The organism is Nocardioides jiangxiensis (assembly GCF_030580915.1).
In the GTDB taxonomy this organism is placed as follows: domain Bacteria; phylum Actinomycetota; class Actinomycetes; order Propionibacteriales; family Nocardioidaceae; genus Nocardioides; species Nocardioides jiangxiensis.
In genome coordinates, this window is the sequence record NZ_JAUQTA010000001.1 from 1,482,243 (window position 1) to 1,503,150 (window position 20,908).

Sequence of the window (20,908 nt, forward strand, 5' to 3'; positions counted from 1 at the left end):
TGATGCAGCAGGCATGCGGGTACGGCTCCTCGTCAGGCCGCGGGTGGCCCCACCCTCCGCCTCCGTACTCGGGGTGCTGACAGTGGAACTGGCTCATCCGACGACCTCCACACTCACGACCGGAGTCGTCAGACGCGTCGTGCAGCCATAGCCCTCGTAGTCGTCGACCTCACCGAGCAGGAGATAGGCAGGCTGCCCGAGGACGACCGGCTCCAAGTCGAGCAGCGGCAGCACCTGACCGTCGCGACGCATCGAGGCGGACCGGTACTCCGGGTCACCGTGGGAGACCAGGGGGTTCGACTCGTCCTGCACCCGCATCGCCACTCGCAGCGTCAGGTCGACCAGGTGTCGGGTGCCTGACGCGGTGGTGATGACATGGCGACCTCGGCACTCGCGGCAGAGCACTGCGTCGGCGCCTGCCTCTTCGTGCTCGTGACGGCTCAATACGTGGCGCGCACGAACGCAGAAGGTGCATTCGCAGGTCAGCACAAGTGGCGTCGATGCCAGAGCCCGGCGAGCGTGCGGGTAGCAGTAGTCCGCACCTCCCCACGGGTTGTCGGTGAGGTGCATCAGCAGTCCGTTCTCGGCAGCGCAGCCGGGCTCATGGCACTGCGTCGGGTTCTTGAGGATCTCGGCGAGGTAGGTGTCGTCGGTCATGCCGACTCCTCCCCGCGGCAGCACGCGCAGTCACCGTTATCCGGGCAGCACCACGGCGGCATCCCCGCATGCTTGGTGCTGCCTCGGGTCTGCCACCTGTAGTCGTCGAGATCGCGGTGCAGCACGTCGTGCTCGCACAGGCGGTACGCACGGCCTGCGGAACCGTCCCAGTAGACCGGCGCGACACTCAGCGGCCAGTCCGACGGGGAGTGCACCCAACAAGCGAGATGGCGCCCTTCGCACTGGTCGCTCTTGTGGACCTTACGGAGGATCCCGTTCGCGACGAAGACGAGGTCTCCAGCAGCGAGGTCCATCTGGGCCCGCAGCATGTCGATCTGGGCCCGGGTGAAGTCGTCAGTCATCCTGAGCCTCCAGGCGCTCAGCCAGCCGGTTCAGCCGTGACGTGCGCGCCCGTTCCTTGGCAACGTGCTGGCGTAGGCGCTCCTGCGCCGCGGCGGTGAGCGGACGACCTTCGAGCGCCATCTCCCAGGCGATCTCTGCGGCTTCCTCGTCGATCGACCACTGGCGTGCGACGTTGAAGCCAGCCTCGAAGGCTTCGCGGAGCAGCGAGCCGTACCGGTTCGGGCTCTCGCTGGCCCACGCCTTCCAAGCGGACTGGACTGGGTCGGGGTTCTGATTGTCGATCACTCGTGCCCTCCCCGGCTACGCGCTACGAACGACGGGTTGTCAGCGGCCGAAACGTGGGTGATTGGCCGCTGCTGAAGAAGGCGGTGCAGCGCCGCCCCTTCGGGAGTCAGGTGCACCGAGTGGTGACGACGGTCGAGAAGGGTGAGGGACCGCTCCCTCTCGAATTGCTTCATCGAGACGCTGAGCGTCGGCTGCTGAATTCCAATCCGGCTAGCCGCCTTCGAGATGCTTTCAACCTTCGCGACTTCGTGGAAACGGGCAAGGAAGATCGCGAGACGGTCAGAGTCGTTCGACTGCTCCGACAACGCCAGGGCGACGAGGTCCGCGAGGGAGAGCGCGGCGCCCGGCGCGGCGACCGGTCGGGCCGAGGTTCGAGCGCGTCGGTGGCTCCAGTCGAGTTGGCGCGTCAGATCGGGCGCCGGGCAGGACCATGTTCCGTTCGAGTCCAGAATCGGGGCCCAGGTAATCGGCTCGTCAATGCAGTTCAGCAGGAGCGCCTGTTCAGCCCGGCGCAGCAAACCCTTTGGCGGCTCGCGATCCCACTCGTTCCTCACCCGAGCGTAGGCAGAACGCACGGCACCATGGATGTCGAGCCGGTCCTCACTCAGCAGCACATCGCTTCCGCTGAGTTGCTCGAAAACCCACCACGACATGAACCGACCCAGTTGGGCCGTGGGCCTCATGCCAAGTTCCCGGGCGACCCGCTTGGAGGTCCGGTCCGCTAGCGGGACAGGATTCCGGAACGCTCGGCGACGCCGGGCATAGTCGACAGGAACGCGGCCGGTCGTGAGCGCATCGTGCACCGCGAGGAGCATCGCGAATGGATCGCCGTCCGTTGCCGCCGATACGGCCTCAAAGAGCCGCTTCGTCTCGCGGCTCACCCGTCCGGAGAGGTAACCGTGTCCGAGTGCCTCGCACCCCGACTTCAGGCTCAGGCTGGTTGCGGCCGTCAGTAGGGCGACCATCGCGGTCAGCCCAACGAAGGGACTGGAACCGGTCCACGGCGCTACCGAGACAAGCGGCGGCCAGGGTCGTGCAGGAAGCCCGCTCTCAACCAGAGGCGGGCGGGACGTGCCATCCGGCCTGAAGCGTTCACTGCCCGAGCGAATGGCTCTGACATGCATCGGACGGACGTAGTTGTCGTCGATCCACAGGGCTTGGGCGAGGGACCACGAGATTCCGCGCTGACGACTCTGGCGAGCAGCATCCCGTCGGGCATCCGCCGAAATAAGGTTGCGAAGAAGTTCGGCTGCTCGGGCCGTGGATGAGGACCCGAGTACCTCCGTTGCAACAACAGCAGCAACCCCAAAGGCGACCCGTGACGCGGCGGCCTCGGCGAAGCGTGCGCCGGGCGCCGTGTAGTCGCTCAGGCCCAGGAACAGGTGCCACTGATCCAGCCGCCGCTGGATAGTTCGACTGTCCTCTCCGTCTGCACCGTACAGAACCGATGCGTAGGCCGAGGGGAATCGGTCGGCAGGAAGGCCGACCAGCAGGAGGCGGGTGAGCGCGGCGAGGTCGTGGGTCCACTCGATGCTCGAACGGCGGTGCCCAAGCGACGCTACGGTGCCCGGCTGCTCGATGCGCCTGCTGATGGTTCGCTGGGCTCGAATCAACACATCCGGGAGGTCGTCGAGCACTCCCCGCTCACCTAGGACGACCGCAGACTCCGCGGCGGCCAGAACTGCGCTCGCGCAGTCGCATGCGTCGCCACCGCTGCGATCGGGCGCGGTCATGCTCAGGAGCGGGTGCCCTCGGCGCCGCGTTCTGGGTGGTTGACCGCAGCGCGGGCAGCGGGTGTGCAGGAACGTGCCGTGCTCTGTGCAGAGGAACGTCCACTGGACGTACCAAGAAAGCCGCCACCTCAGGCCCCGGTCGCGAAGGCAGGCCGGGCAGAATCGTGCACCCTTCTGCCGCAACCACGGCCCTGGTCCTCCGCCCGGAAGACCCCGCGCAGCCATGAGCCCGGCAGCGTCGTACCGCCGCAGCGTCATCTCGTGAACCTGGGTGGGGCTCCAGCCCATTACGCGCGCAAGTCGCTCCGCGTCACCGTCGTCGAGCCCGTTCGCCGCTCCGTAAGCGGTGTCGCGCGGAAGCCCGAGGTGGGCGCTCAGAGCCGTGGCCGAGATCTGAATCTGATGGGCGAGGTATTCGAGATATCCGTCGAGGGGTTCGTCGTCGAGCGGACGGGGAACGAATGCGAGATAGCCACTGGCTCCGGGCGTGGTCACGTCAGTCTCCTTCCATCAACGGGCCGAGTGGCGCTCGATGCGCTTCCGCGACAAGGCGCCCCGCGGTCAGCACGCCGTCGTTTTCCGCGATGGCTTCGATGACAGCCTGCTTCAGGACGTTCAGGAAAGAACCCGGCCGACCTTGGCTGCGGTGCAGCACCACAGCAAGCGCCTCTGCATCACGCAGGGCGTCGGCGATATCGAGTCCGGTGACGGCCGCCATTCGCTTACGGAAGTTGTGCGCCAGTTCGGCAGCGGCCACCACATCGCGTCGCCTGTCGAGGGGCTCAAGCGAGATCGGGAAGTGGCGTCGCTCCAGTTGGTGTGCGGTGTCGTTGTTCCGGCTGGACCGGTAGAGCAACGCGGACGAATGGAGATCGACCCCGACAAAGGCGAACGGCACCGGAATCTCCAGGATCTTCCGAAGCCCGTCGGTGACGCGCGACGCCGCATCATTCCTCCGACGGAACATGTGGGCGTCATCGACAACCACGAGGCGAGTTCCAAGCCGCGGCAGCATCTCCGCCAGGCGCTGCTTCAGTTCCTGTTCGGTGCCTGCGTCTGGCAGCCCGCACGCCTTCGAGATGGTCGCTAGCAGCCCGCGAGCCTCCTGGTTCGAAGCCGCGACGACATAGACGTATGGCGTGGAGAGCACGCCCTCCCCCGATCGAGTCCGCCATTGCTCCGGCTTCTGCATTGCACGCTCAATCAGGATGTTGGTGACCGCTTGGGTCTTCCCCATGTGGGACGCACCGCTGACTGCAAGCCACCGCTGGTTGGTGGCGCGGTGGTGCCGGATCAGACGGTCAAATCCATCGCTGATCGTCTGTTCGAACGGTCCGGGAATGTGGACCATGTGGATCCAGGAGAAGAGATCATCTTCGTTGGTCGGTGGCGACTGATTGCGGAACTGATGGATCGAGGGCCAATCATCGAGTCGCTCGAACACGCTCGACCTCATGACGGGTCCTCCGCATCCAGGGCGGCCAACGCATCGGCAAGGTTCCATCCGCCGGACTGCCAGTCCACGGAAGGTTCGACAACCTTCCCCGTTCGGAACGACACGACGTTGTGCGCAGCGGTACGCATCGCCTCCTCGGCTCCGTGGATCACGTGCCGCGCGACCCGCGCGGCGTGGCTGTTCTTGGCGAGTTCCTTCGCTCCCTGGGCTCGGGCCTCCCAGCCCGCGCGGACGTCCGCGAACGGCATGACGGCTACACCTGCCTCAGCCGGGGTCTTGAGAACCTTCACCGCGAGCCCGTCGGGCGTGGGCCAGTAGATCCGGCCCATCCGACCCGGGTCGAAGTAGAACGTCATCGGCTCTCGCTTGCCGGTTCGCCATGCGGAGGCCCGGATGATCTGTTCGAAGTCTTCGCAGACGAACGTCTGGCGCCCGATTCGGATCCCCTCGTCTTGTGGCGTCATCTCAACCCGGTGAAGCAGCCCGAGAAGTCGTGTGGGGTCACGCTGCGCGCGGATGTGGACGTCTTGGTTGATCGAGAAGGCAACCGCCTGTGCCGGGGTGAAAAAGCGCTTCGATGCTGACGGGTGCGGCAAGCCGGTATGCGGTCGGGTGACGTAGTCCTGCTGCCACGCGTTCGCCATCGCCTGGAATTCCTGGACAGTGAGGACCGGATCGGGTTCGCTGTGTGGCCGGTTCTCGACGTTGTTCCCCTTGTGCCCCGGTACGAGTTGGCACCACCTCGCGAAGGAGTTGATGGCCGATTCGACGTAGGCCTTGTCAGTTGGCTGGCGCGTGCGGGCCCATTCGATGGTGACGCCCAACTGGGTGCAGTGGCCGATCACGCGGGCGTTCTCTTCCTCCGCCCCGTGGTCGAAGACAACGGTTCCAGGGAGCGCAGCCGGTGGCGTGCCCTCTCCACGCCAGGCGTTGAGCGACAGTTCGTTACGCACAAGAGTCGGCACCCCGGTAGTTGCCAGATCACTCCCCGGCACGACCGCTGCTTCACCGCCCGCCATGTCCCACAGGAGCAGAGCAAGGTCCGCTCCCTTTGGCGCTCCCGGGACGATCCGGACCCACAGGTACCGGGTGGAGGTGCAGATCGCGAAGACCGCATGCGCCTTCACCCGCCCATTTTCGCCGCGGACAAAGACATCGAGTGGCGTCGAATCCATCTCGATGCGATCCGCGAAATCGAAAGCCCTGTGTCGTGCACCGTGTGTGTGAGGGCGGTTGGCCTGCTGCTGCCGAACCCGCGCCGACTGAGGTCCCTTGCCCCGGTTCAGGTAGTTCACCATCTTCGTGAACTTCTCGGACGAGACCACCGTCGGGCCGAACGGCACTGCGTCGGTAGCGAGGTCTTCGTGAAGGGTGACCAGGCCCTGCTTGGCGAGTTCGGCGAGGAAGAGGCCGTGCAGGTTTCCACGGCCCTTCGTGCTGCTCGTCCGCTGGTCCGCTACGAAGTCGCGAGCGACCGCCAGGACCTCCGGGTCGAGGTCCAGTGCCCCGTTGGCGTCCAGCACGCGGTCTGCGGCAGGGACCAGGCCGACGATTCCCGACTCTCGATAGTCCCTGATGCTGCGGTGCATCTTGGACTTGTTCATGCCAAGTTCGGCCATCTTCGCGGCACGACGTTGGCTCATCGTCGTCGTGCTGGCGTCGTACGGCCCACCCTCAGTCGAGCGCCCGTGGATCACGTCGATCATGTGGGCTTCAAGAGCCCTGGCCTTGTCCCGCTTGACCTTCGGGATCCAGTTCATGAGTTCGTGCTCAGCACCGAAAGGACGTCGCGGTGTTGCTTCGCATGCCTCGAATGTCTTTGCGCGAATCACCTCGCTCAAGGGGATGCGTTCGACCTCGCCGTTGACTTCAACGATTACGTGAAGCGCACCGTTCTCTTCCACGGTCTTCAAGACCCGCGCGGCGGCACCCGCCATGTCGGACACGCAACTGTCGAGGCTCAGGCGGATGTTGACGGTGAGCGGGGCCGGGGTTTCGTCGGTCATGCCGCACCACCCGTCTCTGCCCAATGGAGCGCAGCGTGGAGCGAAATCGGTTCGTTGAGGTCGAGCGAAGCGAAACCGCGAGCGACCGCGAAGCAGGCGGCGTGGAGGCCTACCAGAGACGGGCATCCTGGAGCCGGGAAGTCGATCCCTTCCAGCCCCAGGTGGCGACGGACAATCCCGTAGAAGCCGCCGATGGTTCGGGGGCGGTGCGGGCGGACTACCTGTGTCCAGTTGTAGAGCGTCGGATTTGGATGCCGATACTGAGCAAGGCGCTTTAGGTTGATCTGTCGCTGCTTCGACATCGAACCGAGCAACTCGAATTCGATGTGGCCGAAGCCGAGAGTTTCACCGACGAGCGCGAACAGTCGTTGGTTCCACTCCTCCGCGGCCCGGTCATCTGGCTTGACCGCGTGGACCACCAGGCGGCCATCGCGAATCGTTGCCAAGTCAGGGAAGTGGACCACGCTTCCGTCGCGATGCCGCCACACCATCGCGAACGGCTGGCTGAAGATCTCGGTCACCTTGGGGTCAAGGACGAGTTCAGTCGCGTGAGCCAGTTCGAGTTGCGATTCGAGTTCGAGCATCGTTGCGTATTCCCCGCGCATGACGGGGAGCATGGCGATGCGACTCTCGGCCCCCTTGAAGGTGCCAATCCGGCGTGCCGGACGAAGGCCTCTCAGCGAAGGGACCTTGACCTCACCGATCGGGTGGATGACTGGCTTGTCGTTCACGTTCCAGATGACTCGGCACCGGGACGGGTCCAAGTCACCCGACGCAATCAGATCTATCGTCTGCTGGCGGGTGAGCGACCTGCCCACGGCCTCCCGCATCGAGGGGGCCATGCGCCGGGTACCGCGGCGTGCCGTGGACCTCGGCATGAGCGGATGCGTCTCTGGCAGCAGCGGCCATCCCAAATCGTCACCGACGGGGAGCCCTTCCGGGGCGAGTTCGACGATGCTCATCAGCCGAGTCCTCCGGCATGGGATACCCGGCTCACGAAGGGCTGGCATGGAATGTGTCGGCCCAATACGGGACACTTGGACACAGCGGTGCCCTCTCGTCGTGCTTGCTCTGATTGCTCCGACGAATGCACCGCAAGTCAGGTCTCTGCTGGTGCAAACAGCGGGGGCCTGACGCCATTTCTGGCGGATCGCGGGACGTCGTCTGGCTTGCAACGGTACGCCGCCGTCGCGGTCGATGGCTAGCCCGGATTTCAGCGATAAGTCAGCGTTTTCGGCCGATATAACTTAACGTGTTGATCCGTAAAGTCAGAGGAGGCGTTGACATGTCCGTTGACCAGCCACGATGGCCGAACCTCAGCCAGCGCACTCGAAGTCGACTCACAGCGTTCACTGACCCATTGCGCCCCGGAGTCACCACGGCACCATGCCGACTCCCTGGCTGCGACGAGCGCGTCGAGCGACGGGACACCTCCGGACGACCACGCTTCTTCCATGACCGGAAGTGCGCAATCGAGTTCCGGACCCGCCGCAGCGCCCTCGACGCGGCCGTTGAAGAACTCGCTGAACTCCTTGAGTCAGGTCACCACACGACACGAGATGCGAACCGGATTCGAGCCGACCTCGAATGGCTGCTCGACCAGCGCAGCCTCTACGTTGCACCCGGGGCCTGGCGGCATGGCCCGTCGGACGCAGCGCCTGCTGACGCGAACTCGCCTGCCACCGATGCATACCTGAACTCGGCATACCTCGCACGGCGCAAGCCCAGCCCAATTGACCCCTGCCCCACCTGCAAGGGCGGCGGCGACCTCAGTCATCTGCGAGCCGAGATCACTCGCCCGAGGAACGGAAGGGACTATCAGGCGGAGGCCCGGCTGGCCCGTCGGGCCAAGATGGATGCGCTCGCGCGCCTTGCGGCAGAGATCGAGAACGCAGAGAGGGTGGCGCCGAATCTGGCCTGGGGCGACGCCATGCTCGAAGTTCGGCGGATGGCCGCAGAAGCCGAGCGGCACCTGATGAAGTCACTGAACCACGAGGCAGGGGGCTAGAAACAAGGCCTCGGCCTAGCGAGTACGTCCCGCCGATGCCCCGTTCGGGTCGACCTCGATTGGCACGAGGTGCCTCCGCTCGAACCACTCGATGCGAAACGACCGCCGCACGCCCTCCTCAACGAACGCAACGAGGAACCGGTTCGAGTTCGCCGTAAGTGGCCACTCGACCACATATCCCAGATACGGCTTCAGTGCCCCCGCACGCTTGATGAAGACAAAGCGCTGCTCATGACCTGCATACGGGCCCCACGCGTCGTTCTTCGGAGGAGAGGCCACGGAACAAACGATAGAACATACGTTCGATGACGCCCCCGGGGTTGGTTCCTTGCGTCGCTGTGTGCGCCCCAGATCCCAGCGCAAGCGTCCGGGACAATCGCTCGTCGGTGAGGTACATGTAGGACTGCGGTGGGCGAAGCCCGTCTTCGATGTCGGCGAGGGCAACGGGCGCGTCGAAACGCGTCACATCACGCACGCGAATCACGAACGCAGCCTCAGCGCCGTCGTAGTAATCGAAGAACGGATCTTCTTCGATGCCGCCAACATCGCTATATCGGGACCACGCCGCGGTTGGAGCCACGCGATCGATGCCCTCGATCGCGAAAGCGCCGACGACACGCTGCACCGGCGCCGTCGCGTAGATGACGACGTGCGTGACATCGGCCGGAAGACCCTGCCGACGAAACTCAACCTTCTTCGTTCCAGACAGGATGGCGTCTGCGTACCTCGGGTGGATGGAGAACAGGGCTACGCGTCCGACCTGGTCGACAACCATTCTCGCCCCTCCTCTCTGATGCGCTGAACCTGCTGGGGCCAGCCGTTCACGGCCTTCTCCGCCCGTAGTTCGTCGATGGTGATGGGGTTCCCTCGAAGCACCCTGTCCTGGCGGAACTTCACGACGAGCACGTCGCCGCGTCGGGCCAGAGCCTGGATATCCGCGAGAGCGTAGACGGTGCGATTGCCAACCTCGGCGAGGATCTCGTCGGGGTCCTGGCTGACCAGGGTGGACTCGCACACCCCAATCACAAACACCGCCTTCTCATCATGACTCCGATAAAACAACACCGGGTCGCCGGGCTTGAGGAGGCGCGTCGAAGCATTGCAGAGATAGGCCTTGCGCAGCGCGTTGCCGAAGGGTCGCGTGCCGACGTCCGCGGCTGAGAAGAGTGCCCCATCGTCGGGCTCGGCGTCCGGAAACAGAACCCGGTGCCAACGCGGCTCGATGGGGATGATGAAGGGCGTGGTCGCGTCCCACGCGATCCACGGCGGGCCATAGGCAATGTGCTGCTCTAGCGGAGTCAGCGTGGTGTCTTTCGGCGCAACGAGGCTCTTGGCGAAGACCATCTCCCCTGAGTCGGTGGTCACCCCCGCGAGCGGCTCGAAGCCGAACCCGCGCAGGACTGCTGACAGCGCTTCTTGCTTTGGATAGAGCGTGACGAAGATGCCCTCGTAGCCCTCCGCATGCGCCTGCTCGAACGCTGCCTTGAGTAGCAACTCGCCGTACTTCTGTCCGCTGTATTCGTCAGCCACCTTGAAGGTGCACAACTTCAATTGAGGTCCAGGCAAACCATGTTCGCCGGTGGGCTCCCTCTTCAGAATGACGAGACCAGCGTGCTCGCCTGCGCCGTCAATGAGCAGGGCATCGCGTTGCGACTGCGCGGCCTTCTGGAACCAAGCGACGAAGGGTGGGTAGTCGGCCTTGAGCCCATCGAAGATTGGGTCGTCGATGTTCAACTCGTGCGTCTTGACTCGTCGGACCGACGGTGGGACCGAGGGAAGGTCGACGTGGAGCGTCCGGAGTAGATTGACAGCGTCGGCCAGCCGGAGGACACGCTGGTCGACGCCCATCCGCGCCGCCTTGCGATGGATCCCGTCGTCCTCGGTAACGAGGTAGCCAACTGCGTGCCCAACCACCGAAGCAAGCAGTGCGTCGTCGACCGCATCGTTTGACCCCGGAACTGCCTCGCCCAACTCAGCAATTTGTGCTGCTGTTATCTGAGGCGGCGACGTGATTTGTGTGTACCGGCCAAAGAGCGCGAGCCGTGCTGCACGCTTCTTCGGGTCCGCGATGCGGTCGAAGTCGATCCGAGATGCCGGATGGGTCCTCAAGTCGTGGTGATGGGTCGACACCAGACGGAGGAACTCCATGGCAACGTCGACGCCTGCTTCGAGCACATGGCCGAGCGGGTCTGCCTTAATGGCGACATTGCTGTCAATCAGGAACAGCACGGGACTAGATTGCCCCTTCAAACCAATTGGCGGGATGTGTTTCCGCCGATCGTCCTTGCAACGGGATCACACCAGCCGTTGCGCTGGGCCCAGTGGGTGTTCCCGGCCAGCCAGACAACCAACGCGCACCGCCGTCAGATCCCCCACGCGGTGTCGGCCAGATTCTTCAGCGGTGCGCCGTACCGCCGTGACGTCAGCGCCCGATCCGCGGCGATCAGCCAACCCAACGAGTAGTCAGCGGGGCGCAGCAGCATCTGCTCTGCCACCTCAACAGGAATATCGCCCTCCAACGGCAACACCTCGGTCGGCCCTGTCCCGAAGGCGGCGATCAGCCGAGCCGAATCGAGGGAGGGATCAACCTTGAAGCGCTCCTGTGCTGCCCGGGCCGCGGGCCACGAGCCACGCCCGAGGACGGCGGCTTCGAGGATGAGGTCGTCATCAAAGAGATCGGCCGGGTTGTTCGCGTAGTGCCCGAGCAGCAAGCGAACTTCGACGGACGTATCGGAATCGACGTAGACACTGGCGAGGTTGCGCGGAATTCCAGACGCAGCGATGCGACTGCTGCTTTCGATGAGGGCACGCTTCTCCTTCGGCGGCAAGCCACTCACGATGCCTCCGATCTCGGGGAGCAGCGCCTGCACGACGGGGGCGTTCGCCGAACAAAGTAGGCCAAGAACCCACGTCGCCCTCGCATGCTCGCAGTCGCATAGCGTGACTTGTTGCCTCCACCACTCCTGGTCCGACTTGTGCGCGCGAACCGCTGGCAGCCATTGGCCGTAGTCCATCGCCGTTCCAAAGCATGGCGCACCCTTAGTGAGATTGCCGCCGGTGAAGTAGACCGTTTCCGGCAACGCCGCGGCGATGGCCGCGATCTCGGTCGCGAGCCACGTTGGTCGGCCGTACGTAGCGGCCAGCGCGCGGGCCGTATTTACCCAGCGCGTCGTTGTATTGCCGTCTCCCTTGTGGATACGCAGCGCGTTCTGGATGCCGCGGTTGCCATGACGGTCGGAAAGTCGCTTCAGTGCAGCAGTTCGGTCGTTCTGCCGGGTTGCGAAGGCTCGGTGGCCAGCAAGGTTCAGATTGCCCCCCACTCCTGCGAGGCCGGTCATCATCAGAAGCACGCGGGGTGCTACGACGCGGAGGAGGTCGCTGGCCTCGGAGATCCCGTGCGGAATGGCATCTGAACACTCCCCATCAAGGACGGCCTTTAGGAGCCGCTGAGCGTTCTTCGATCCGTCTGTCGGACTCACACCGGCCTCGATGGCAGCCATGGCTGACGCGGGCATGTCCAGATCCAGGGCATCGACGGTAGTCGCTGGAAGGGACGAGGCGAATCGCCTCGAACCGCCCGCGGTGAGCCATGCCGTCTGTGCTGACTGTCCCGCGGCCTTTCCGAGTTCGGACTGCCACCACACTTCGAGGTCCTTCTGATCCCCGACGCTGGTCGCGACGGTCATGCGCGACTGAGTCATCCTTGAGCCCGGATCCCTGGTTACGGCGTCTCGCAGCACATCACTCAAGACTGGCGCGCCGAAGTCACTTGCCAACGTCGGCAATGTGGATCCACGCACGATCTCTGGGGCTACGAAACGTACCGTCAGGTCGTCGGCGAGCATCTCCGCGACGCGGGTTTGAGCGAGAGGCCGCTCCTTGAAGATGCCGTCAGCGAGGAGGGTCCAAAGGGTCGTGCGAACCTGCCGGGCTCCGTGAACGTCACCGAGGCGCTCCTGAATTAGATCTGCAACATGAGCGATCTCGCGCGATTGGAAGTGCCCGGCGAGGAACCGGGCTGCGTTGGACCAGTACGAGCGCGGCAGCAACTCGACGAGCGCAGCCTCTGGCTCGTAGCCGTCTCCGTTGTCTGACTGAGCGAACTCGTAAAGGAACCGCGCCGCGAAGAACTCCCGGATCGATTGCACGTCGAATTCGTAAGTGCCGGTGTGCTTGCTCGTCAGCACCCACACACGATCCCGGAGGGCCTCGAAGAGGCCTTGAACGCCATCCGTCGCCTTCTGGACGCTGGCCAGGTACATGGTCATCTCGCGGATGATCCGGGCACCAGGTAGCCGGGTCGACGTCGCATCCACCTCCGTCAGCGCGTGCATGAACCAGCCGATGAAGGCGGTCGCCTCCTCCAGGTCGGAGAGGTTGTCTAGGACGGCGCGGGTCTTGGCTGCCTCGCGAGCCAAGAAGAGGTCCATGTAGGCGCGGTAGAGACTCGTGCGCGCCGTCGGCAATGAGTCGCCCTTCGTGCGGATCAAGTGCAGAAGGATCGTTAACTGCATCGGATTGGAGGCAAGTTGCGCCACGTGTGGCGCGGCCGTCCGCTCTCCGAAGATCCGCTCTAGGTTTCTACGCTCGCCGGAGTCGATCTGCTGAGCGACGACCCATTGGCGCAGGTAGCGCTTGCGAATCGCCTCCGTGAGGGGCTGGAGTTCGAGTCGCTGGAACAGGTCAGGCGCTGGCTCCGCGAGCCCCGAAGCATTGGGCCGGGTCGTCACGAGCACCCGCATGTTTCCCGGGCGGACTTGGACCCAACGTCCGATAAACGCGTCGATCTCCCCCACTAGCGCCTGCCGCAGTTCCGGCGAGGCGACTTCGTCGAGCCCATCGAAAACAACCTGGCTCGGGAACCGATCAAGGAGGCTACGGACGTCGGCCACGTTGAGGTCGTGGCCGGGTGCCGCGGCCTCAATGTGAGCCAGGAGGAAATCCTCGACGGTGATGCGCTTGGGCGGCTTCGGCTTCTTCTTCGCGTCCGGCTCCGTGACCGCGAACGGGTCGCCGCCGGTCGCCCACTCGGCGTAGTCGGCCAGATCGATCCGAAATGGGACACGAAGGTCGTCTGTCTCGGTCTCCGGCAGCGCCTCGCCCTTTGCCTTCAACGCATCTCGACCGATGAACGTCGCGCGGTACACCTGGCAGATGTACTGCGCCAGCGTGGACTTTCCCTGACCTGGCACGCCCTCGATAAGGGTGAGCGGCGGGGTCGCTGTGTCGAGGAGGTTCTCCGCGACGTGATCGACCTCAGCACTCGAATAGAACACTCCGCGAGGAAGGCGTGAGCGCAGGGCTGTGACGTCGACGAACAGGTCGCTGAGGAGGTCGCTCACGAGATCGATCTGGCGGAACTTCACGCGCCGATCCCGAGACCAATGCGTACCGACGTACGTGACCAGGACATCCTTGTCGCGCCTCTCGCTCGCCTCCAGGCTCATGGAGTTCAGCAGTGCGAAAAGGGCATCCGTGCCCGCGAGCATGTCGACGTACGCGAACTTGATTCCCTGCGGAGCGTTGTCGACCCACGCGTCGAGGTCAGACGACCATAGGCAGGACATCTCGACCTTGAACTTCTTCGAAAGCGCCGTTAGTTCCTCCTCGACCTCGTCGCGCGAGCCGGAGCCAGGGGCGGCGCCACCCTCGACGTTGGTCATGAGGATGTAGCGCTTGCAGCCCTCATTCACCAAGCGCTCGATGTTCGTCGCTTCACCGTTGATCTGCTGCTTCATCCACGTTGCAGTCTTCTTGCGACGGTCGCCCGAGAACTTGACCTGAAGGATCGTTCGGTTCTCACCGGTGCCCGAGACCATGTCCCGGCCACCGTCCTTCTCTCCAACCGGGAAGACGGCAACGTCGGGTAAGCGATCCAGCACGAGTGCTGCGCAGAGTTGCTGGAAGCGACTGTCGCCGAGCCGCTCGTAGAGGTACTTCCAGGATCCCGAACTCGCCACAACGCCATCCTCCACGCACGGACCCAGAACGTCTGGGGAATCCCGGAGAGGATCGCTTAACGCGCCTTCCGCCATGCATCGCCACTCACACAGCCCCTCCACTCACCGCACGAAGCCCTGGATTGGGCGCTGCGCATGCTTCACGAAGGAGGGCCCGTTCCGTCGCGCTTCGGCGCGATGTTGACAGCCACTGCCTCGCCGGAGAGGACTAAAGTCGCCTGGCGATTGCGGCTTCGGAGCACCTGACGATCTACGGAGACGCCCGGGTCCGGGCCCGCGCCCATTCCGGCCAATTGGTGACCGACCGACGTGCGAAAAATGCCGACGGCTAGTCCGCGACCACTCCAACTACGCCGCCAACCGCGGCGAACGCCCGCCGAAGGCGCGCCTGAGAGTCGATCAACCAGTCGGCGATCTCGGGCCAGCGCTCGCGGTCGTTGACGTCGGTGTAGGGCGAGAGCATGGCGATGCGCGTCGCCTTCTTCCCCTCCATGGGCTCCCAGGCGGGAACCGCACCCAAGGCTGCTTCGAAGGCGGCCCGGCGTTCGTAGAGCGCCTCGAACCGCGCCGTCGCGAGCGCCGGATCGGTCGCCAGGAAGTAGATCTGCGACACAAGTCCTTCGCGAGTCCAGACCATTGAGCCAACGATGCCTGGGACCCCGAAAATGGTGTCGCAGAACGACTGCTTCGACGTGTTTCGTCGGGTCCACGACGGATGCTGTGCCCGCATCCGCGGCAACACAAAGTTCCAGAACTCGCGGTACGTCGCTTCTCGCTCGGAGGTCTCACCCGACTGGCGGGTCGCGGCCTTCACGGTCTTGTTCCAGTCGTTCGGCTGCGCCACCAGTTCGAAGTTCGGCGCGGGCTCCGAGTCCCCGATCCGCACAACGTGGATGACTACCCCGAAGACACGAGTGTTCTCGTCCGTGCGCTGGTTCAGCCAGTCGATGGCGGCGCGATGCTCTTCGCGGAACCCGGTCGCGACCCAGACGATCGTGGTCGGATCCGTTCCTGCGGCGTAGGTGATGATCTGGCCCAGGTGAGTGTGGTCGGAGGTCTCCAATTGGTTCTCGACGATGACCACCTCGCCGGTCGACTCGTCTCGGCCGATCAGGTCGAGGCTGAATCCGCCGACTGGATGCTCGGCAGCCTCCAGGACCAGATCCATGCCCAGTAGATCGGACAGCACATCGACGTTCCGAAGCAGCCACGGCGTGAAGTCCAGCGCTTCGTGCGGCCAGACCTCACGGGCAGGCACGACAGCGAGACGTCCGAGTGAGGTGGTCATGGTTTGGACCGTATCGGCAGCCGTCGACGGATGGGGACGCTTAGCGACTACCCGAACTGCTCACTCACCGAGTAGATGATCGCCTCACAGCCCGAGGCGTCCCGCGACGTTCCCGTCGCCTAGGAGGTTCTCGCGCCGCTCGTGCCGGGCAACCGCACCGAGGGTCACTAGGTCCGCGTGCGACGCGATGGCGTACGACTTCGCGTCGTTCCGCAGCGCCGTGCGGATCATGCCCGCGCGAAGGGAGATGAAGACGTAGCGCCCATCGAGCCCGGCTTCCTCGGTCCGGTCATGGACGATCCGGTTCAGTGCATTCGAGCGCAGCGGCTTCGGATAGACGACTGCGTGGTTGCTCGGCATGAACGCCAGTCCGTCTGGGGCACGCAACCCACGCTCTTCAAGTACATCGAGCCAGTCCTCCCAGGCAAGCGCCGGGTCGTACGCAGGGTCGGGTGCCGACGGCAGGAAAGTCAGCCGCTTCCGACCATCGATCGAGATCACGAGTCCTTTGTCATGGCGTTCGACATCGCGCTGCCGAAGAGTCGACGCCTCTGCTGTCCTCATTCCCGCTCCGTACGCCATGAGCATCAAGGCTGGGTCACGGATCTGAGCGGGGTACGGGGCCGACGGATCCGGCTGGGCGAGGAGACGCGCGAGCCGATTCGCTACATACTGGCGGCCGTCAATGCCGAGCACATACTCGCCGCCCCCGACCGAGCGAAGCACTCGGATCATCGCGACGGGACAGGTTGCGCTCCCTCGCTCAGAGTTGAGGCGGTGAGTGATTCGTCGCGCCTCTCCGACGCCCATCCTCCTGGTCTCCGTGATCTCGACGCGGTCCTTCCCGAGCCAGACGTCAGACCATTTCAAGCGACAGATGGCGATGTTGGTCATCTTGAGTCGCGTCCTCAGCATCAGCGCCGCTTCGCCGCGGCGCTGATCATCGGATGGTGTCCGGGCTGCGTCGACGAGTGCATGGGTCAGTTCAAGGTAGAGCGGGGCGTAGTGCGTCTTGCCGTCACCAACCGGCCTCTCGGAGAACAGACCCTTGAGGAACACCTTGACGTCGGGATCCTGATTCCACGGCCGGAGCCCGCGCAGTCGACGATCGAGATCGATGTATGTGAGCCGGTCGCGAATGGTCCGGCTTGGCAGGTCGCCCGTATGCAGGCCAGCCAGGTAGAGGACGACGGCCTCGGCCGAGTCGTCGAGATTGAAGCGGCTCTGGAATGCGGTGTAGGCAGCCGCCTCGACATGGGCTCGGTCCGCCCGTTCGGGAGAGACTAGGTCTCCGATCCTCCGTTCGCGCGCCATCAGAGACCCATCTGGGTGGCCGGATTGTCGCGCCACGGGTCAGAGGAGATGTAGAGGATCAACGAGTCCAAGGTCGCGTGGCGAGAGCCCTTCGCGATGTCCTCCAGCCTCATGCCGAGGTCCGCCGCAGTGCTGATGAATCCTCTTCGTAGAGAGCGGCCGGACCAGCGTCCTTCGATGCCAGCCTCCGCCATCCGTGCGCGGATCATCACGGAGAGGGCGGTCGTCGTAAGCGGCAAGGTGCCGATACGCCCTGCTCGACCGACCTTGGTGAAGATGTGTCCGCCCTCCGCCAGGTAATCCGGACCCAGTTGGCGTTCCATTCGATCCCGCCACGCGATGAGCGCAGCGACGGGGTCAGTGATCGCCGCCGCTCCCTTGGGAATCCCGACGTCGACGCCTTCACCTACGCGGTCTGTCTTGGACTTGCGCAAACGCAGCACCATGCCGGATTCGACGAGCGTCACGTCAGTCCACCGAAACCCGAGAACGTCGGGTCGACGGAACGCGCCCGCGAAGCCAAGCAGGATGAGCGCCTTGTCCCTGAGCACATCAGGGCGGGACGAACCGAGGAGCCGCATCGCCTGGTCGAGTTCGGCCTTGTCCCCCGCCTTTCCCAACGAGTTGAGGCGAGCCTTGCGGATCCGGAAGACGTCGCGGGATTCCCACTCACGATCCTCCCTGCCACCGTTCTTATCGGTCATCGTGACGACCCAAGGCACCGTCGTCCCTGCCAGATCTCGCCATGCCCTAAGTGCCCGCACCCCGCAGATGTCGGGGTCCTCCAGTGCGTCGATTCGTGCGCGACGATCGGACCGCTCCGAGCGAAGTGACCGCACGTAGATGGATGCGTATTTCGGCGTGAGCCGAACGTCGTCCCAGACGAGCCGGACCACCTCTCCGTCGCCCAGCCCCGCGCGGTGTAGCGCGAAGAGCGCTCGGTCGCGTACCTCCACAGGGTCTGGCCCGATGGAGTCGAGGTAGCGGCAGACTTCGCGCAGCGGGCCGATCTTTAGCGCGGAGATCTCGTCTTGCGGGTCCCGTGGCTTCACGCCCTTCCGCATCGACCGTAGGAACAGCGTCATCGCAGGGTCGTCGCCTGGCGGCTGGAGACCAGCCTCGACATGGATTCGGTTAATGGCTGCCATGTAGCCGCGGAGCGTGGAGAGCGAAGACCCTTCGGGGCCGACGTGGTCGGCAAGGAAAATCATCACGACCTCAGGTGGCGAGTCGAGCGGGTCGAATCCCTTCTGCTCGCACCACGACTCAAAACGTCGCCAGCGCCGGGCATAGTCCTTGCGGGTTTCCTCCGAGATCGACTCGGAGAAAAGTTTCGCCGTCTTCGAGATGAGCGCTTCGAGTTCAGTTTGAGCCTCATCGGTCTCCCCAGTCAGGAACGCACGAACACGTGCTTCGCGGATCCGTGATGCGAGCGAACCCGGCTCGGCTCGGTCTCCGCCGGGTCGCGGCAACGTCGACCTGGGCTTCTGAGCGTTCGGGGGCCACTGCGCGTAGGTTGGGGTCACTCGGTGATCTAACGATCAATCGTCGCTCTCGGATCGATTTTGCGGATCTGCAACGCGGGGAGCGTTCGACCGTCGGCCGCACACCTGGAGGTTATGGATCAAGATCTCTCCGCACGCATCCGCCGTCAGCGCGACCTCGACGCCGCCAACAGGCAGGGCCTCATCGTCCTGTCGCGCGACCTTGAACGCCGGGGAGTGGGTGCCGAGATCGAGAACACCGGCGGCTACTGCATGGCCCTGGTTTGCTGCGTTCCGGACGACGACGGCCCTTCGGAGTTCGTCGTCGCGACTCATGACGACCGGTGGTACGTCGCTCGCTACACCCAGGCGGAGTGGCATGACGGTGACTACCGCGGCCGCGGCATGCCGATTCCTCACGACTTCGAACGTCGCGGCGATGCCGTCAGTGCCTTTGACCAACTCATCCGCGACGGGCTGCCCCACGCAGCGTCGTTCGATAGGAGCGTCTGAGATGCCAGCGCCCCGCCAGTACGTAGTCGGTCTTCCCGTCATCGTTACCGTCCGAGATGACGGCACCGTGACCTACGACGTCGACACAGCCGAGACCAGCATCAGCCTGGGCGAGGACGAGACCGCGGCGGAGAACTACTCCGAGCGCCAGATCGCCCGCGATGTAGAGATCGTCGACGGCGACCATAGGCGACGTGTCGCTCGACGGGAGTCGTGATCCCATGCGTCACTCGGGTCACGACCCGGCGCGGATGCCTATTCTGTCGGTGGTCTCTGCCTACGATTCGGCCATGCCGCAGCAGCCCGCGTTTCGCTTCATCGATCTCTTCGCGGGCATCGGCGGCTTCCATGCCGTCATGAAGGCGTTCGGCGGTGAGTGCGTCTATGCCGTCGAGATCGACAAGAAGGCTGCGAACGTCTACGAGGCGAACTGGGGCCATCCGGCTCACGGCGACATCACTCTCGACGCCGACGACGAACTCGGGATCATGAACGTTCCGGCCCATGACGTCCTCTGCGCAGGCTTCCCCTGCCAGCCTTTCTCCAAGTCCGGCGCCCAGCGCGGCATGGACGAGGCCCGCGGCACCCTCTTCTTCAACATCGCCTCGATCATCAAGGCCCACCACCCGGCCGTCGTGCTCTTGGAGAACGTCCGGAACCTCATCGGACCGCGCCACGCCCACGAGTGGGACGTGATCATCCAGACGCTGCGCGAAGAGGGCTACAACGTCTCGGCTCGTCCTGCCGTCTTCTCGCCCCACCTGCTGCCCGAGCACCTCGGCGGCACCCCGCAGGTCCGGGAGCGAGTCTTCATCACGGCGACCTATGCGCCCCAGACCGTCCCGTACCTGCCGAACGGGAAGGTCGACTTCGAGGTGGAAGGCCCCAGGCCCGTCGCGAATATGACCGACCGGTTCCCCGCCAAGGAGACCAGCAACGCGCCACTGTTCGACCCTGGCTCAAAGGACAACGGCTGGAACCTTCTCGACGGAAGCATCCTCACCGACTCGCACCGGGTGCCGGGGTGCGACCTGACGCCAGTCGAGACGCTCTGGATCGACGCCTGGGACGACTTCACGCTCTTGATGCGTGAGCGCACTGGGGAGCCGCTCAAGGGCTTCCCCTACTGGGCTGACTGCTGGCTCGACTTTCCTGAAGCAGCGGCCGCGATGCGACGTGCCCCGGTGCCGACCCGCGATGACGAGGGCCGCTACCAGCCCACCTCCGCGGCGGACTTCAAGATGCCGAAGAAGGTCACCCGGCCCGCGATCCCGTCGCACCTGCCCGCGTGGAAGCAGAGCCACCTACGCAGGAACTACGACATGTTCGAGGCTCACTGGCGCGACGTTCTGCCCTGGGCCTGGCGCTGGGGCATCTACACGGACCTGTTCCCTGCTTCGCGGCGTAAGGCCGAGTGGCAGGCTCAGGACGCCAAGCGCCTCTGGGACACAGTCATGCACTTCCGACCGTCCGGTATCCGCGCCAAGCGTCCGACGTACCTACCCGCGCTTGTCGCCATCACCCAGACTTCGATTGTCGGGCCTCTGGAGCGGCGTCTGTCGCCCCGCGAGACTGCCCGCCTCCAGGGGCTTCCGGACACCTTCGTGTTCCCGAACCAGCCTGACGCGGCGACGTACAAGCAGATGGGCAACGGGGTCGCCGTAGGGGCAGTCCAGCACGTCTTCCGCGAGCACGTCCTGCGTGACGAAGCGCTGCTCATGGCAGATCCCGCTGGCGTGGGACCGAGGATCGTGGCAGCCGCCAAGGACACGACGCCCGCCAAGGTCGTGCAGCGTTTGGCAGAGCACAAGCCCGCCTGTTCCTGAGCCCACAAGCGCATT

17 protein-coding genes are annotated in these 20,908 nt (G+C 64.7%); 4 read left to right on the top strand and 13 right to left on the bottom strand.

Translation table 11 applies throughout. From position 1 onward, the window contains the following. Positions 1–93: 93 nt before the first annotated feature. Genes Q5722_RS07225 through Q5722_RS07255 form a run of 7 tightly spaced genes read right to left on the bottom strand, consistent with a single transcriptional unit; the run spans position 94 to position 7,462 of the window. Positions 94–657 carry a hypothetical protein gene (locus Q5722_RS07225; RefSeq protein ID WP_305027534.1) on the bottom strand — a complete coding sequence of 188 codons (564 nt, stop codon included), beginning with the start codon at positions 655–657 and terminating at the stop codon, positions 94–96. Continuing rightward, complete coding sequence (locus Q5722_RS07230; protein WP_305027535.1) at positions 654–1,019, bottom strand: hypothetical protein; 366 nt, start codon at positions 1,017–1,019, stop codon at positions 654–656. The genes Q5722_RS07225 and Q5722_RS07230 overlap by 4 nt, the downstream gene beginning before the upstream one ends. Beyond that, positions 1,012–1,305 carry a hypothetical protein gene (locus Q5722_RS07235; protein ID WP_305027536.1) on the bottom strand — a complete coding sequence of 98 codons (294 nt, stop codon included), beginning with the start codon at positions 1,303–1,305 and terminating at the stop codon, positions 1,012–1,014. The genes Q5722_RS07230 and Q5722_RS07235 overlap by 8 nt, the downstream gene beginning before the upstream one ends. Then, on the bottom strand, positions 1,302–3,533 hold the full coding sequence (locus tag Q5722_RS07240; protein WP_305027537.1) for a TniQ family protein: 2,232 nt from the start codon (positions 3,531–3,533) through the stop codon (positions 1,302–1,304). The genes Q5722_RS07235 and Q5722_RS07240 overlap by 4 nt, the downstream gene beginning before the upstream one ends. A gap of 1 nt (position 3,534) precedes the next feature. Next, complete coding sequence (locus Q5722_RS07245) at positions 3,535–4,482, bottom strand: AAA family ATPase (RefSeq protein ID WP_305027538.1); 948 nt, start codon at positions 4,480–4,482, stop codon at positions 3,535–3,537. Positions 4,483–4,490: 8 nt separating this feature from the next. Further along, positions 4,491–6,500 (bottom strand): hypothetical protein, encoded by a 2,010-nt coding sequence (locus Q5722_RS07250; protein ID WP_305027539.1) that lies wholly within the window; start codon positions 6,498–6,500, stop codon positions 4,491–4,493. Continuing rightward, positions 6,497–7,462 (bottom strand): hypothetical protein, encoded by a 966-nt coding sequence (locus Q5722_RS07255; RefSeq protein WP_305027540.1) that lies wholly within the window; start codon positions 7,460–7,462, stop codon positions 6,497–6,499. The genes Q5722_RS07250 and Q5722_RS07255 overlap by 4 nt, the downstream gene beginning before the upstream one ends. A gap of 323 nt (positions 7,463–7,785) precedes the next feature. Here Q5722_RS07255 and Q5722_RS07260 point away from each other — a divergent pair, with 323 nt between their 5' ends. Next, positions 7,786–8,508, top strand: a complete 723-nt coding sequence (locus Q5722_RS07260; protein ID WP_305027541.1) for a hypothetical protein — start codon at positions 7,786–7,788, stop codon at positions 8,506–8,508. 229 nt (positions 8,509–8,737) lie between these two features. On the opposite strand, the gene Q5722_RS07265 is transcribed toward Q5722_RS07260, so the two are convergent. The 6 genes from Q5722_RS07265 to Q5722_RS07290 form a co-directional block, all read right to left on the bottom strand. Next, positions 8,738–9,283, bottom strand: a complete 546-nt coding sequence (locus tag Q5722_RS07265) for an ASCH domain-containing protein (RefSeq protein ID WP_305027542.1) — start codon at positions 9,281–9,283, stop codon at positions 8,738–8,740. Next, positions 9,256–10,737, bottom strand: coding sequence for a GNAT family N-acetyltransferase (locus tag Q5722_RS07270; RefSeq protein ID WP_305027543.1), 1,482 nt, complete (start codon positions 10,735–10,737; stop codon positions 9,256–9,258). The genes Q5722_RS07265 and Q5722_RS07270 overlap by 28 nt, the downstream gene beginning before the upstream one ends. A gap of 134 nt (positions 10,738–10,871) precedes the next feature. Next, positions 10,872–14,468 (bottom strand): NACHT domain-containing protein, encoded by a 3,597-nt coding sequence (locus Q5722_RS07275; RefSeq protein ID WP_305027544.1) that lies wholly within the window; start codon positions 14,466–14,468, stop codon positions 10,872–10,874. Between the two features lie 328 nt (positions 14,469–14,796). Further along, positions 14,797–15,756, bottom strand: coding sequence for a DUF4268 domain-containing protein (locus Q5722_RS07280; protein WP_305027546.1), 960 nt, complete (start codon positions 15,754–15,756; stop codon positions 14,797–14,799). A gap of 84 nt (positions 15,757–15,840) precedes the next feature. Continuing rightward, positions 15,841–17,070, bottom strand: coding sequence for a site-specific integrase (locus Q5722_RS07285; RefSeq protein WP_305027547.1), 1,230 nt, complete (start codon positions 17,068–17,070; stop codon positions 15,841–15,843). After that, positions 17,070–18,596, bottom strand: coding sequence for a hypothetical protein (locus Q5722_RS07290; protein WP_305027548.1), 1,527 nt, complete (start codon positions 18,594–18,596; stop codon positions 17,070–17,072). Before Q5722_RS07290 ends, Q5722_RS07285 begins: the two co-directional genes overlap by 1 nt. Positions 18,597–18,689: 93 nt before the next feature. Between Q5722_RS07290 and Q5722_RS07295 the strand changes: the two genes are divergently transcribed. The 3 genes from Q5722_RS07295 to Q5722_RS07305 all read left to right on the top strand — a co-directional run bounded on the left by Q5722_RS07295 (position 18,690) and on the right by Q5722_RS07305 (position 20,893). Then, positions 18,690–19,067: a hypothetical protein gene (locus Q5722_RS07295; RefSeq protein WP_305027549.1), complete on the top strand. Its 378-nt coding sequence runs from the start codon at positions 18,690–18,692 to the stop codon at positions 19,065–19,067. 67 nt (positions 19,068–19,134) lie between these two features. Next, positions 19,135–19,284 carry a hypothetical protein gene (locus tag Q5722_RS07300; protein WP_305027550.1) on the top strand — a complete coding sequence of 50 codons (150 nt, stop codon included), beginning with the start codon at positions 19,135–19,137 and terminating at the stop codon, positions 19,282–19,284. 73 nt (positions 19,285–19,357) lie between these two features. Continuing rightward, a complete protein-coding gene (locus Q5722_RS07305; RefSeq protein WP_305027551.1) occupies positions 19,358–20,893 on the top strand; it encodes a DNA cytosine methyltransferase in 1,536 nt (511 codons plus the stop codon). Positions 20,894–20,908: the final 15 nt, after the last annotated feature.